Annotated in this window: 11 protein-coding genes and 1 pseudogene; 8 read left to right on the forward strand and 4 right to left on the reverse strand. The window is 70.8% G+C overall.

Annotated features, from left to right (window positions below; all coding sequences use genetic code 11):
* A pseudogene (locus VF697_RS02355) lies at positions 1-657 on the reverse strand (mannosyltransferase); the annotation flags it as partial.
* Between the two features lie 207 nt (positions 658-864).
* Here VF697_RS02355 and dnaX point away from each other — a divergent pair.
* The 4 genes from dnaX to recR all read left to right on the forward strand — a co-directional run bounded on the left by dnaX (position 865) and on the right by recR (position 4,048).
* Positions 865-2,079: a DNA polymerase III subunit gamma/tau gene (gene dnaX, locus VF697_RS02360; RefSeq protein ID WP_331091829.1), complete on the forward strand. Its 1,215-nt coding sequence runs from the start codon at positions 865-867 to the stop codon at positions 2,077-2,079.
* Between the two features lie 214 nt (positions 2,080-2,293).
* Positions 2,294-3,043: a DNA polymerase III subunit gamma/tau gene (locus VF697_RS02365; protein ID WP_331091830.1), complete on the forward strand. Its 750-nt coding sequence runs from the start codon at positions 2,294-2,296 to the stop codon at positions 3,041-3,043.
* 87 nt (positions 3,044-3,130) lie between these two features.
* Entirely contained in the window at positions 3,131-3,448 is a 318-nt protein-coding gene (locus tag VF697_RS02370; protein ID WP_047856133.1) for a YbaB/EbfC family nucleoid-associated protein, read from the forward strand.
* Positions 3,449-3,454: 6 nt separating this feature from the next.
* Positions 3,455-4,048: a recombination mediator RecR gene (gene recR / locus VF697_RS02375; protein WP_331091831.1), complete on the forward strand. Its 594-nt coding sequence runs from the start codon at positions 3,455-3,457 to the stop codon at positions 4,046-4,048.
* A 9-nt stretch (positions 4,049-4,057) separates the two neighbouring features.
* Here the strand turns inward: recR and VF697_RS02380 are convergent, their stop codons facing one another.
* From VF697_RS02380 to VF697_RS02390, 3 genes are read right to left on the reverse strand one after another with little or no spacing between them, the layout of a single operon-like run.
* Positions 4,058-5,872: a protein kinase domain-containing protein gene (locus VF697_RS02380; protein ID WP_331091832.1), complete on the reverse strand. Its 1,815-nt coding sequence runs from the start codon at positions 5,870-5,872 to the stop codon at positions 4,058-4,060.
* A gap of 10 nt (positions 5,873-5,882) precedes the next feature.
* Positions 5,883-7,844 carry a hypothetical protein gene (locus VF697_RS02385; RefSeq protein ID WP_331091833.1) on the reverse strand — a complete coding sequence of 654 codons (1,962 nt, stop codon included), beginning with the start codon at positions 7,842-7,844 and terminating at the stop codon, positions 5,883-5,885.
* Positions 7,841-9,295, reverse strand: a complete 1,455-nt coding sequence (locus tag VF697_RS02390) for an MSCRAMM family protein (RefSeq protein ID WP_331091834.1) — start codon at positions 9,293-9,295, stop codon at positions 7,841-7,843. The genes VF697_RS02385 and VF697_RS02390 overlap by 4 nt, the downstream gene beginning before the upstream one ends.
* Before the next feature lie 385 nt (positions 9,296-9,680).
* Here VF697_RS02390 and mglB point away from each other — a divergent pair, with 385 nt between their 5' ends.
* From mglB to VF697_RS02410, 4 genes are all read left to right on the forward strand, one after another.
* Positions 9,681-10,160 carry a gliding-motility regulator GTPase-activating protein MglB gene (gene mglB, locus VF697_RS02395; RefSeq protein WP_047856129.1) on the forward strand — a complete coding sequence of 160 codons (480 nt, stop codon included), beginning with the start codon at positions 9,681-9,683 and terminating at the stop codon, positions 10,158-10,160.
* Between the two features lie 11 nt (positions 10,161-10,171).
* The gene (gene mglA, locus VF697_RS02400) at positions 10,172-10,759 is read left to right on the forward strand and encodes a gliding-motility regulator Ras-like GTPase MglA (RefSeq protein ID WP_331091835.1); all 588 of its coding nucleotides are present in this window, start codon (positions 10,172-10,174) and stop codon (positions 10,757-10,759) included.
* A gap of 90 nt (positions 10,760-10,849) precedes the next feature.
* Positions 10,850-11,542, forward strand: coding sequence for a dihydrolipoamide acetyltransferase (locus VF697_RS02405; RefSeq protein WP_331091837.1), 693 nt, complete (start codon positions 10,850-10,852; stop codon positions 11,540-11,542).
* A gap of 9 nt (positions 11,543-11,551) precedes the next feature.
* A partial coding sequence (locus VF697_RS02410; protein ID WP_331091836.1) for a tetratricopeptide repeat protein occupies positions 11,552-13,089 on the forward strand: 1,538 nt, incomplete at its 3' end.

Raw genomic sequence — 13,089 nt, forward strand, 5'->3', positions numbered from 1 at the left:
CGCCACCAGCCAGAGGAGCGCCGCCAGCACCATCACCGCCGAGCCGTAGCGCACCACCACCGCCAGCCCCAGTGCCAGCCCGCCCACCAGGCCCGCCCGCGTCGGGCGCTCGGTGCGGTCCAGCGCCTCCAGGGCCACCACCAGGAAGGCGGTGGACAGGGACTCGCCCAGCGTCCGGCCCGCGAAGACGAGCACCGGTCCGTAGAGGCCCACGGCGAGGAGCGCGAAGAGGCCCCCCGCGCGTCCGGCACGGCGCTCGGCGAAGCGGTAGGCGGCCCACAGCATCCACCCGTGCAGTGCCGCCTGGGGCACGGCGAGCAGCGCCCGGTAGGCCACCGGGTGCGAGAGGCCCAGCAGGTCCGCCAGCCTCAGCAACCCCGCGGCCACTCCCGGCGCGGCCCAGTTGCGCAGGCCCACGCGCCACTCCCACGCCAGCACCCCGTAGCCATGTGCGCGGAACCACGCGGGCTCGAGCAGCTGGTACACCTCATCCGGGTGGATGCGGCCCAACTGCGCCACCGCGATGATCGCGGGCAGCAGCCCCACCCCGCCCAGCAGCAGCACGAGCGGCCACCTCCGAGGTGCCACAACGAGGCGGGGCTCGGGGACGGAGACGGCGGGCGGCGGCGGAGCGGGGACGGGCGCGAGAGCGGTCATCGAAGGGCCGCGCGACTCTCTCCGTCCTCTCGTGGAAGCGCAAGCCGTGGTGCGGCTGTCCGCCCGCCCAGCACCGGCTCGGACGCGGAGTGAAGGACCCGACTCCGGCCGTCCCATTCCTGGATGCCCGGGCGTGACTTGAAAAGTAGAGCAGGCGCATGGAAACCGTGCGCCCACGTGTTCTCCGTGTTTAGATTCGCGCCCCCCATGAGCTACCTCGTCCTCGCCCGTAAATGGCGCCCGCAGACCTTCGACGACATGACCGGCCAGGAGCACGTGGTCCGGACGGTCGCCAACGCCATCAAGATGAACCGGGTGGCGCACGCCTACCTGTTCTGCGGCCCGCGAGGCGTCGGTAAGACCACCGCCGCCCGCCTGCTCGCCAAGGCGCTCAACTGCGAGCACGGCCCCACCCCCGAGCCCTGTGGCAAGTGCCAGGCCTGCCTGGAGATCGCCGCGGGCACCTCGGTGGACGTGGCGGAGATCGACGGTGCCTCCAACAACGGCGTGGAGAACGTCCGCGAGATTCGCGAGAACGCCAAGTACCTGCCGCAGCGCGACCGGCACAAGATCTACATCATCGACGAGGTCCACATGCTCTCGGGGGCGGCGTTCAACGCGCTCCTGAAGACGCTGGAGGAGCCGCCCGGGCACGTGAAGTTCATCTTCGCCACCACCGAGGCCCACAAGCTCCCGGACACCATCCTCTCGCGCTGCCAGCGCCACAACTTCCGCCGCATCTCCGCGGCGGTGATGCTCAAGCGCCTCAAGTACATCTGCGAGCAGGAGAAGGTGGCCATCTCCGAGCGGGCGCTCTCCATGGTGGTGCGCCAGTCCGAGGGCGGCATGCGCGACGCGCTCAGCCTCCTGGACCAGCTCTTCTCCGCCTGCGGCCCCGAGCCCAAGGACGAGGAGGTGGCCGATGCGCTGGGCGCCATCGACCGCACCGTGGTGCAGGACTTCGCCGAGGCGCTCGTGCGCAAGGACGCCCGGCGCGTCCTGGAGCGCGTGGAGGAGGTCTTCAACCGCGGCGTGGACCTCAAGCGGCTCACCGAGGAGCTGGCGTTGCAGCTCCGCCACCTCTTCGTGGCCAAGACGCTGGGCGAGGCCCCCGCGGAGCTCGCCGAGTCCGAGCGCACGGCGCTCGTCGCGCTGGCGAAGGACGCGGACCCGGCCCAAATCTCGCGGCTCTTCGACGTGGTGCACGGCTGCGTGTGGGACGTGTCGCGCGCGGCCCAGCCCCGGCTGGCGCTCGAGATGGCGCTGCTCAAGGCCATCCAGCTCTCGCCCGTCGGTGCCATTCCGGACCTCATCGCCCGGGTGGACCGCCTCGCCGCGGGCCTGGGTTCCGATGAGGCTCGCAAGGTAGCTGCCGGGGCGCCTGGAGGTCGCCCCGGTCCGGCGAACTTTCGCTCCCACTGAGCGTCCGCCCGAGCCCGTCCGCCCTCCCCCCGCGCCTCGCGCGCCCGAGCCCGCCGTGCCCCCCACGGCCGCTGTGGCCCCCTCACGTCCATGGGAGGCCAACCGTGCCCCCTCCCCGGGCGGCCCACAGCCCGTCCGGGCCGAGGTCAACCGCGTCTCCGCGCCCATGGCGGGCCCGCCGAGGCCCGAGGCTGCCCCGACAGCCCGTCCCTTCGTGGCCTCCCAGGGAGCTCCCGCTCCCGCGCCGCCCGTCGTGCGTGTGACGAACGTGCGCCTGCCGACGCCACCGCCCGCCGCCCAGGACCCCGACGAGCGCCTCTTCGACGAGGAGGGCCCGGCCGATGGCTGTGCTTCGGGCGAGTGTCTCCCGGACGTGCCGCCCGTCCCTCTCGCCGAGCCGGAGCCAGAAGCCGACTCCGTCCGGCCCTTCGACGTCCACCACGCCTCGCGCGCCGCGGCCCCCATCATGGCCCCCTCGGGACGCGACAACCCCCGGCGTCCCCTCCAGGAGCGGTGGCGCGCGGTGGTGGAGACCGTGCGGGTCGCCTCCGCCCGGCACGCCCAGTCGCTCGCCAACGGTCGCCTCCTTTGGATTCGGGAGGGCGAGGTGGCGGTCGCCTATCTGCCCAAGGACGGCTTCCACAAGCTCATGGTGGCTGGCAATGGGCGCCCCGCCATCGAGAAGGCCCTCGCCGAGCACTTCGGTCGTCCGACGAAGCTCCTCGTCCAGGACGCGGCCGAGGGCGACACCAGTCCCGATGCGGGCCTCATCAGCATCGCCCAGCAGGACGCCCAGGAGCGCACCGCCTACGAGAAGAGCACCGAGGGTCGGGTCCGCAGTCACCCGTCCATCCGCGCCACGCTCAAGTTCCTGGGGGGCGAAATCGAACACATCCAGGTGTACGACCAGCCGGCGCGCCCGGTGGCCGCCCCGACGAACGACACTCCTGACGAGAGCCCCTGACAACCGGCTCGCCCGACGCTAGGGTGCGCGCTTCGCACTTCATCGAGCGGTCCCCGATGCCCGCTCGCACGCCCTACGAGGAAGCACATGCCCGGCATCGACCTGAACTACTTCATCCGTCAGGCCAACAAGCTCACGGAGAAGATCGAGCAGCGCAAGAAGGAGCTGGCCGAGGAGACCGTCGAGGCCCAGGCCGGCGACGGCCGCGTCACCGTGGTCGCCAACTGCGTCCAGGAGATCAAGAGCATCAAGATCGACAAGTCGCTCGTCGACCCCAACGACCTGGGCATGCTCGAGGACCTCGTCACCGCCGGCGTCAACGCTGCCCTGGCGAGCAGCCGTGAGAAGATGCAGCGCGAGCTCGGCAAGATCTCGGGCGGAGTGAAGATCCCCGGTATTACTTGATACCGAATGACTCCTGATCCGCTCAACCGCCTGGTCGCCCAGCTCGCGAAGCTCCCGGGTATTGGGGAGAAGACCGCGCAGCGGCTGGCGTTCCACATCCTCCGCGCTCCGAGCGAGTACGCCTCGGACCTGTCCCAGGCCATCCGCGAGGTGAAGGAGCGGGTGCACTTCTGCACCCGCTGCTTCTCCCTCACCGACACGGACCTGTGCGGCTTCTGCCGGGACAACAAGCGCGACGAGCGCGTGCTGTGCGTGGTGGAGACGTACGCGGACCTGCTGGCACTGGAGCGCACCCGCGAGTTCAAGGGGCGCTATCACGTCCTGCACGGGGTGCTCTCTCCGCTGGACGGCGTGGGCCCGGAGCAGCTCCGCATCAAGGAGCTGCTCACCCGGCTCGGCGACGGCCACGTGGAGGAGATCATCCTCGCCACCAACCCGGACGTGGAGGGCGAGGCCACCGCGCTCTACCTGACGCGCCTGCTCAAGCCCATGGGCATCCGCGTCAGCCGCATCGCCCAGGGCCTGCCCATGGGCGGCGACCTCGAGTACGCCGACCAGGCCACGCTGGCCAAGGCGCTCAGCGCCCGGCGCGAGCTGTGAGCCTCCCGGCTACCGCGTGACGCGGTAGCCGAAGGGCAGCACCACCGTCACTTCCTTGTCCTTGTGCGCGGGGAAGCGCAGGCGCTCCACCTGCTTCTCCAGGCACTTGCCCACGGGCTGCGTCGCCAGCGGCCCTTGGGTGGACGCATCCGGCCGTCCCGAGGAGTAGATGGTGAAGCGCACCTGCACCTCGCCCTGGTCCGCGGGCAGGTCGCGCTTGAACTGCTCGAAGCACGTCATGATGCGCGCCCGGCTGCGCGACACCACGCGCTGGATGTCACCCGCCTCCAATGTGACGCGCGCCTTCGTCGTGCGCACCGGCTCCTTCACCCCGGGCGTCGGTTCGAGCTGCGCCTCGGGCGGGGCCACGGCCTCCGGGGTGGAGGCCACGTCCTGCTGTGCGGGCGGAGGAACCTGGGCCGCCTCGGCGACGGCACCCGGCGCCACGGCTCCCGCGGCCTCGGTGCCCGGTGACGTGCCTTGTGGCGCCACGGTGCTCGGCTCAGGCGTGGGATTCGACGGCGGCGGAGCGACCGCGACCACGGGAGGCGACGTCGGCGGGGCCACGGCCTCGGGAGTCGTCCCGAGCTTGCGCCCCACGACGAAGGCCCCACCCGCCAGCACCAGGCAGCCCGCCACGACGCCGAGGACGAGTCCCCGCCGCGACGGCGCCGGGACCGTCGGGATGCCCGTCCCGGACGGCGAGGGAACGACGCTCGTCCGCCCCTCGGTGGCGGCGGCGCGCGTGGCCGTGGCCATGGGGAGCAGCGGAGAGGAGCCCGCGCCCGTCACCACCACGGGAATCCCGGACTGGCTCAACCTCGAGAGCGTGGGGATGCGCGTCTTCTGCGTGTAGCGCTCCTCGCCGAAGCTCTGGCGCAGGTACGCGGCGAGCGTGGCGCTCGTCGGCGACGGAGACTCCATCGCCAGGAGGCTCTCCAGGTCGTTGGCGAACTCGGCGGCGGTGGCGTAGCGCTGGTCGGGGTCGAAGGCCATCGCCTTGAGCACCACCGACTCCAGCTCCAGGGTCAGGTCCGGCCGCAGCGCCCGCGGCGGCTGGTAGTCGCCCGCCAGCAGCGCATTGAGCACCGCCAGGTCGTTGTCCCGGGCGAAGGGCCGCACGTGGGTGAGCGCCTCGTAGAGACTCACGCCCAGCGAGAAGACATCCGCGCGCCGGTCCACCGCGGCGCCCTTGGCCTGCTCCGGCGCCATGTAGACGTACTTGCCCTTCACCACGCCGGTGCGCGTGTGGGCCAGGCGCGACTCGGCCTTGGCGATGCCGAAGTCCAGCACCTTCACCTGCCCGTCGTACGTCACGTACAGGTTGGAGGGCGAGATGTCGCGGTGGACGATGTTCAGCGGCTTGCCCGACTCGTCGGCGAAGTCGTGGGCGAAGTGCAGCCCGCGCGCCGCGTCGGCGAGGACGCGCATCACCAGGGGCACCGGCACGTACTCGCCCCGGTGGCTCGCCGTGCGCACCGTGGTGGAGAAGTCCTCCCCCGGCAGGTACTCCATGCAGATGTAGTAGCAGCCCTCGGTGAAGCCCAGATCCTCGATCTTCACCACGTTGGGGTGGTTCAGCCGCGCCGCCAGTCGCGCCTCGTCGCGGAACATCTCCACGAAGTCCGGCAGGCCCGTCAGGTGGGGCAGCATCCGCTTGATGACGACGTTGCGCTCGAAGCCGTCCGCGCCGAGCCGCTTGGCGAGGAAGATCTCCGCCATGCCGCCCTCGGCCAGCTTGCGCACCAGCACGTACTGGCCGTAGGCCGTCGGCTGCGCACCGGAGGTACCTCCGGGTTCTGCTTGGGCTTGAGGAGTCGTCATTCCCAGTACCTCACTTCAAGGTGCGCACCGTGTACACGTCCGGCGCACCTGCTTTGGACAGCTTGAATACGAGAAGGGGCGGCTGTCCCGAGGGAGCCACCCAGGTATTGAACCGGTGTTTCGAGTCGAGCGACAGCGGCTGCCCGTTCACGAAGAGCTGCGAGCCCACCGGGGCCACCCCGGCCACGCGCACCCGAGGGCCCGTGCGCTGACCCTCGCGGGGAGCGCTGACCACGAGCGTGGGCACGGAGTTGTCGAAGACGAGCTCCAGCTTGTTCATCCGCCCGCCCCGCAGCGGCCGCCCATTGGGCGCCAGCGGGGTGATGGACCAGAGGAAGTGGCCCTCGTCGAGGACGCCCGCCTCCAGCGGCACCTGCGCCGCGGTGGCGGACCGCTCCGCCACGGGCTTGCCGAGCGCCCCCTGCCGGTACACCGCCACCTTGTAGGAGGCCGCACCCGGCTCCGCCTGGCAGGTGAAGGTGACGGCCGGGGGCTTGTCCTGGAAGAAGATGGTCGTCTTCTCCGGGCCCTCGGGGACGCGGTTGCGCAGCTGGTCCAGCTCGCCCTGGGAGGAGCGCTCGGGCCCGAAGGACGCACTGCCCTGGGCCACCTCCGAGCCATCCATCCGCCGCACCCGCCAGTGCAGCGAGCCCCGCGCGGGGGCCGTCACGTTGACGAAGCCGCCGCGGGCCACGCCCTCCAACACCGTCCGCTGGAAGTCGGCGTCCGAGGCCACCTCCACCCGCACCTCGCCCGGCTCCTCCCACGTGAGGGCCACCTCCGCCGCGCGCCGCAGGAACACCTGCTGGCCCGGCACCGCGGACAACCCGAGCGGCGCCCGCGCCAACGCCTCCACCTGCGCGGCGGCCTCGCCCTCCACGGTGGCACGCTGGCCCGCGCGCAGGGGCTCACGGGCCTCGCCGCGCACCAGCGTCACGTCTCCGGCGCGCGAGGCCACGGTGAAGCCGTCCTCCGTGCGCCGCACGTCGAGCCGGGCGGCGCCCTTGCTCTCCAGCGAGAGTCCCGGCAGCACCACGCGGCTGGAGCGACCCGGGGCCAGCGTCAGCCCCAGCTCGCCCTTGAGCAGATCCACCCGGGCCTCGTCCGTCGAGCCGGCCTGGGACACGCCCTCCACCACCAGCTCGCCCCCCGTGAGCGAGAGCGAGGACTCCGAGCCCTCCAGCTTCAGCAGCGCCGTGCCCTGGCGCACGCGCACGGCATCTCCGGCCTTGAGCGCCTCGCCCTTCCGGTCCACCACGCGCCACCGGGCACTGCCCTTCTCGCGCCACTCCGTGCGGCCCGTCGCGGCGTGCACCGTCACCTCGACGGGCGCCAGCTCCAGCACGCGCGTCGTCACGCCCTCGGCCTTCACCGAGACGGCCTGCCCCTGAGAGGCCCGCACCGACTGCCCGTTCTTCGACACCACCTCCACGGAGCCCAGGAGCACTTCCACCTGCCCCTCGTCCTCGCCCACGCCCACCTGCACTTCGCTCTCGCTCGCGCCCACGCGGGTGAGGCCGAAGGGCGTGAGGATGGTGAGCTGCACCGCCGGGCCCGCCTGCTCCTGAGTGCCGGACGCGGGCACCCGCGACAGCACGAGGCCCCTGGCCACCTCCAGCACCACGCCGCTCGCGTCCTCGCCGAGGACGAAGCGCGCATCCGGCCCCACCTCCACCGTGCGCCCATCGGCGAAGCGCACCGTCACGCCGCCGTCCTCGCCCGTCTCCACCGCGTCCCCGCGCCACAGCGGGCCCCGGGCCGCGGGCTCCTGCTTCCCTCCGCGCTCGAGCCGCGCCTGGCCCGTCACCGTCACGAGCTGCGCGAGCGGCGCCACGCCCGCATCCACCACCGCCTCCTTCACCACCGCGGGGGCGGCGGGAACAGGCGCGGCAGGCAATGACTCTTCCTCTCCACAGGCGGTGGCCAGCAGCAGGCAGAGCGAGGACAACCAGAGGGGACGCAGGGGGCTCACCGGGACTTGGGGAAGAGATCGACGTTGAAGATGGCCTGCTCGCCGTCGTGCACGGTGACGACCTTGGTTTGGGAAAGGTGCCCGGGAGCCGAGAAGATAAGACGATACCTACCCTGCTTGAGCTGGACCTGGAAAGTCCCCCGGGGGTCCGTCTTCCGGCGGATCTTCGCCTCGGGGATGACGAGCGAGGCCTGGAGGGGCTTGCCCTGACGGATGCTCCGCACCTGACCAGACAAGGTGGCAAGCGCTCCCTGTTTCGCGGACGCGAGCGACACCGGCAGGGGCGTCTCCGTCCCGGCGAGGATGACCACGGCCTCCTGCTCGACGCGGAAGCCCTCGGCGGATATTTTGACTTCCAACGGACCCGGCGGCAGTCCCTCCAGACGCACCGCGCCCGTCGCATCGGTGAGGACCTCGGTGGAGCCCACGGTGACGGTCGCACCCGCCAGGGGCGTCCCACTGCGCGCATCCAGCACGCTCACCCGCAGGGAGCCCAGCTGGGGCGTCTGGCGCGCCCGGACCACCAGCTCCGCTCGCCCCCCCGCCGTCACCGAGATGCGACCTTCCGCGGGCTCGTAGCCCTCCACGCTCACGCGGGCGAGTACCTCCCCCGGGGGCACCCGGTCCGTCAACCGCCCGTCCGCCCCCACGCCGCGCGGCGCCTGCGCCACCCCGCCCGCCGTCAGCACCACCTGGGCGCCGGGCAGCGCCGTCCCGGCCTCCGCGTCCACCACCTCGAGCACCAGCTCGCCCAGCTCGGACCGGTCGGAGGCCTCCCGCCCGTAGGCGAGCTCGAAGGCCAGTCCCGCGCGGCTGATGTCCTGCCGGGACGCCACACCGGCGGCGGTCGTCAGGCTGTCGCGCACATATTGGTAGTCCAGCACCACGGAGCCGCCCCACTCGCCCCGGCGCACCACCGGCAGCAGCAGCGCGGCCCCGGCCGCGAAGCCACTGGACGAGGTGCCGATCGCCACGGGCACCTCCCCTCGCACCTCCACGCGCAGGCGCCGCCAGGGCAGCGGCACGAGGACGCGGCCCCCCACCAGCGCGGCATGGCGCGCCACGGGGACGAGCTGTGGCTGCGCCGCGCCGGAGAACGTCGGGAGCTGCGCGAAGCCGTAGCCGGCGCTCAGCTCGGCGCGCACCGGCCCCAACCAGAACCGGGCCGCCGGCCCCACCGAGGCCCGCAGCAGGCCACCACGGGTGACGACCTCCTCCTCCTTCGAGAGACTGAAGCCCTCGCGCTGCACGCTGAGCCACGCGCCCCACCAGCGCTCGCCGAACACGGTGGCCCCGAGCGCCACGTCATTGGGCGTCATGCCCCCGTAGGACAGCGTCGGCCCCGCCTCCTGGGCCCCGTTCCGGAAGGCCAGCCCGTAGCGCAGCCGCAGCGCGACCCGCTCCGAGCCCCCCTGGGCCGAGGCGGTGATCGGCAGTCCCCAGGTGAGCACAAGTAGGAGGAGGTGAAAAAAGTGGCGAGGATGGACCAGCACGGCCGGAGTATAGTGGGAGCCGGCCAAGTCCCCTCAAAACAGGAAGCACCCGGCCCTTTCGCGGCCTCCCCATGAGCGCAATCCCCCTCTCCAGCCCCTCACGCCGTCCCACACACGGGATGTGGGCAGGCAACCGACTCGGGGTCGTGCCTGGACGCCAGCCCCGGGAGCACATGGCACCAGTCCGTGAGGTGGCTTCTTGCCGGGGTGGAAGGGCTTTGCTAAAGCTCTGCCGGTCGGGAGCGCCGCACCTAACCTCCGAAATTCATTCCGGAAACCTACGGGGAACACTCGGGGGCCGCGGAAGTACAGGTCGAGCGAACGCTTAGGAGCGTAAACGCCCATGGGCACGCAACTGGTGATGTATGAAGAGGAGTTCACCAAAATCAACGCGGTTTGCGACCGGCTGACCAAGGACGCGAACGCGAAGGTGGTGTTCCTCGTCGACAAGAACGGGCAGCTCATCTCTTCCGCGGGACAGACGCAGAACATCGACACCACCTCACTGGCCTCGCTGACGGCCGGTAACGTGGCGGCGATGGGCGGTCTCGCGAAGTTGATTGGCGAGAACGAGTTCCCCCATCAATTCCACGAGGGGGCCAAGGACTCGCTCTACATGACCATCGTCGGGAGCCGGGTGGTGCTGGTTGTCATCTTCGACAACCGCACGAGCCTCGGCCTGGTGCGCCTGCGCATCAAGAAGGCCAGTGACGAGCTCACCAAGATCTTCGAGAGCCTGGTCAAGAAGACGGATGGTCCCGGGGCTGGGTCGCCGTTCGCCGAGATTTCCGACGACGATATCGACAACCTCTTCAGCGAGTAACCCGGGAAGCCATGTCCTTCATCAACTACTCGTCTCGCGAAATCAACTGCAAGATCGTCTACTACGGTCCCGGGTTGTGCGGGAAGACGACGAACCTGCAGTACATCTACAACAAGACCGCCGCGGATACGAAGGGCAAGCTCATCTCGCTCTCCACCGAGACGGATCGCACGCTCTTCTTCGACTTCCTGCCGCTGTCGCTCGGTGAGATCCGCGGCTTCAAGACGCGCTTCCACCTGTACACGGTGCCCGGTCAGGTCTTCTACGACGCCAGCCGCAAGCTCATCCTCAAGGGTGTGGACGGCGTGGTCTTCGTGGCCGACAGCCAGGTCGAGCGCATGGAGGCGAACATGGAGTCGTTCGAGAACCTCCGCGTCAACCTCGCCGAGCAGGGCTACGATCTGAACAAGATCCCCGCCGTGCTCCAGTACAACAAGCGCGATCTCCCCAACGCGGTGACGATGGAGGAGATGAACAAGATGCTCAACCCGCGGAACATCCCCGAGTACCAGGCGGTGGCTCCCACGGGCGTGGGCGTGTTCGACACGCTCAAGGCCGTGGCCAAGCTCGTGTTGACGGAGTTGAAGAAGGGCGGCTAGGACGCAGGGCGGTCCCTCCGGTCCGCCCGCAGACGAGGTCGCCGCTTGCGCTTCACTCCCGCCACCCTCCGTCTCCTGGCCCTGATCGGCATGGGCCCGTGGGCTCCCGCGTTCGCGCAGGGGCCCGCTGTCGTTTCCGCGCCCGCGTCCTCGAAGCCCGAGACCGCGCCCGCCGCGACGTCCGCCAAGACGGCCGAGGAGGCCTTCAACACCCGGGTGAGGACGCTGGAGGAGCAGGTCGTCGACCTCAAGGAGAAGATCTTCCGCTCCAAGGCGCGCCTGCAGCTCCTGCAGGAGACGGTGCTGGGCGGGGACCTGTCCACGGGCTCGCGCGCGGTGCTCTTCCACCGTAACGAGATGGGCGACTCGTTCGTGCTGGAGTCGGTGGCGTACGCGCTGGACGGCGCGCCCATCTACACCCGCTCGGAGGAGAGCGAGGAGCTCAAGCGCCAGGAGTTCGAGATCTTCAACGGCCGCATCGTACCGGGCCAGCACCAGGTGGCCGTGCGGCTCGTCTACCGGGGCCATGGCTACGGGGTGTTCAGCTACCTCGAGGGCTACCGGTTCAAGGTGCAGTCCAGCTACACCTTCAACGCGGAGCCGGGGAAGGTGACGAGCGTGCGCGTGGTGGGGTTCGAGAAGGGCGGGCTGACCACGGACCTGCAGGATCGCCCGGCGGTGCGCTACGACATCGAGTCGTCGCGCGACTCGGGCAAGAAGCAGCCCGCGCCCGGTGCCACCCCACCGCCCCCGAACGCCACCGCCCCCGCCGAGACGAAGTAGGAGTCGCACGTGAGCACGTCGCGCCTCCACGCCCTGGTGCTCGCGGCGGCCCTCCTGGTGGCCAGCGGACCCGCGCGTGCCGAGGAGACGTCCCCCCGCCCCTCCTCGCGCGAGCTGTCCGCGCGGTTGGATCAGGTGTCCGGGCAGCTCAACGCGGCCGAGGAGAACCTGCGCTTCGTCGAGACGCAGTACACCGAGCGCCCCGAGCCCGGTGACGAGGAGGGCCTGCTGCGGCGCTTCTCCGACGGGGAGATCCAATACCTGCTGGGCGATTGGGCCAACGCGTCGGTGCTCTTCTATGACCTGGTGAGCGACCCGAGGTTCCGCTCTCACGCGCGCTATCCGGAAGCGCTCTTCTACCTGTCGGACTCGCTCTACCAGCAGCAGAACTACGTGGGGGCGCGGCTGTACCTGCGCGAGCTGCTCGCCCACTCCGACACGCGCCGCTACCGGGACGCGCTGGTGCGCTACCTGGAGATCGCCGGCCGGCTCAACCAGTTCACGGGCCTGGACGAGAACATCGAGCGGGCGCGGCGCCTGTCGGGCGGGCAGATGCCGCCGGAGCTCGAGTACGTCTACGCCAAGTGGCTCTTCAAGCGAACGGACCTGCCCGACGCCGAGCGGCGCGAGCGGGCCCGCGCGGCCTTCAAGCCGCTGGCCGCCACGGCGGGGGGACGCTTCCAGAAGCAGAGCGCGTACTTCCTCGGTGTGCTCTCCGTGCAGGAGGGCGACTACGCGGGCGCCGTGGAGCGCTTCCGCCCCCTCGCCACCGACACGTCGACGGAGCCGGAGCTCCAGCGGCTCAAGGAGCTGGCGAGCCTCTCGCTGGGGCGGCTGCTCTACGAGCTGGGGCGCTATGACGAGGCGCTCGACCGCTACGCGGAGCTTCCGCGCGAGAGCGAGTCCTTCGTGGACTCGCTCTATGAAATCGCCTGGGTCCACGTGAAGAAGGGGGACCCCGAGAAGGCGAAGAACGCCACGGACATCCTCCTGCTGGTGGCGCCCGAGTCCCCCATCGCCCCCGACGCCCGCGTCCTCCAAGGCCACCTGCAGCTCGAGCTGCGGCGCTACGACGAGGCCCGCACCACGTACGAGGGCGTCATCAACACGTACAGGCCAGTGCGCGACCAGATGGACGCGCTGCTGAAGGTGAACCAGGACCCCATCGCGTACTTCGACAAGCTGCTGGCGCGCAACGAGCGCACCCTGGACGTCACCACGCTGCTGCCGCCGATGGCGCTGAGGTTCGCCACCACCCAGGAGGAGGTGGCGCAAGCGGTGGCGATGGTGAAGGACATCGAGTCGAGCCAGCAGAGCGAGGACGAGTCGAAGGCCATCGCCACGCGCATCCTCCAGGCCCTGGACGAGCGCGGCCTGGAGGTCTTCCCCGAGCTGCAGCAGGGCTACCTGCGGGCGGAGTCGGTGGACAGCGCGCTCGCGCGGGCGGAGCAGTGGCTGGTGCAGGTGGAGGGAGACGTGCTGAGGGAGCGACTCACCCCCCAGGAGCGCACGGCCCTGGAGGAGCTGCGCTGCGGAGCCGAGCCCCT

The sequence above is a fragment of the Archangium sp. genome, assembly GCF_036388035.1.
GTDB lineage: Bacteria > Myxococcota > Myxococcia > Myxococcales > Myxococcaceae > Archangium.

Excerpts from the sequence above, each read along its gene's own strand:
- dnaX (WP_331091829.1), top strand. The coding sequence starts at position 865 with ATGAGCTACCTCGTCCTCGCCCGTAAATGGCGCCCGCAGACCTTCGAC.
- VF697_RS02370 (WP_047856133.1), top strand. The coding sequence starts at position 3,131 with ATGCCCGGCATCGACCTGAACTACTTCATCCGTCAGGCCAACAAGCTC.
- recR (WP_331091831.1), top strand. The coding sequence starts at position 3,455 with ATGACTCCTGATCCGCTCAACCGCCTGGTCGCCCAGCTCGCGAAGCTC.
- VF697_RS02380 (WP_331091832.1), bottom strand. The coding sequence starts at position 5,872 with ATGACGACTCCTCAAGCCCAAGCAGAACCCGGAGGTACCTCCGGTGCG.
- mglB (WP_047856129.1), top strand. The coding sequence starts at position 9,681 with ATGGGCACGCAACTGGTGATGTATGAAGAGGAGTTCACCAAAATCAAC.
- mglA (WP_331091835.1), top strand. The coding sequence starts at position 10,172 with ATGTCCTTCATCAACTACTCGTCTCGCGAAATCAACTGCAAGATCGTC.
- VF697_RS02405 (WP_331091837.1), top strand. The coding sequence starts at position 10,850 with ATGGGCCCGTGGGCTCCCGCGTTCGCGCAGGGGCCCGCTGTCGTTTCC.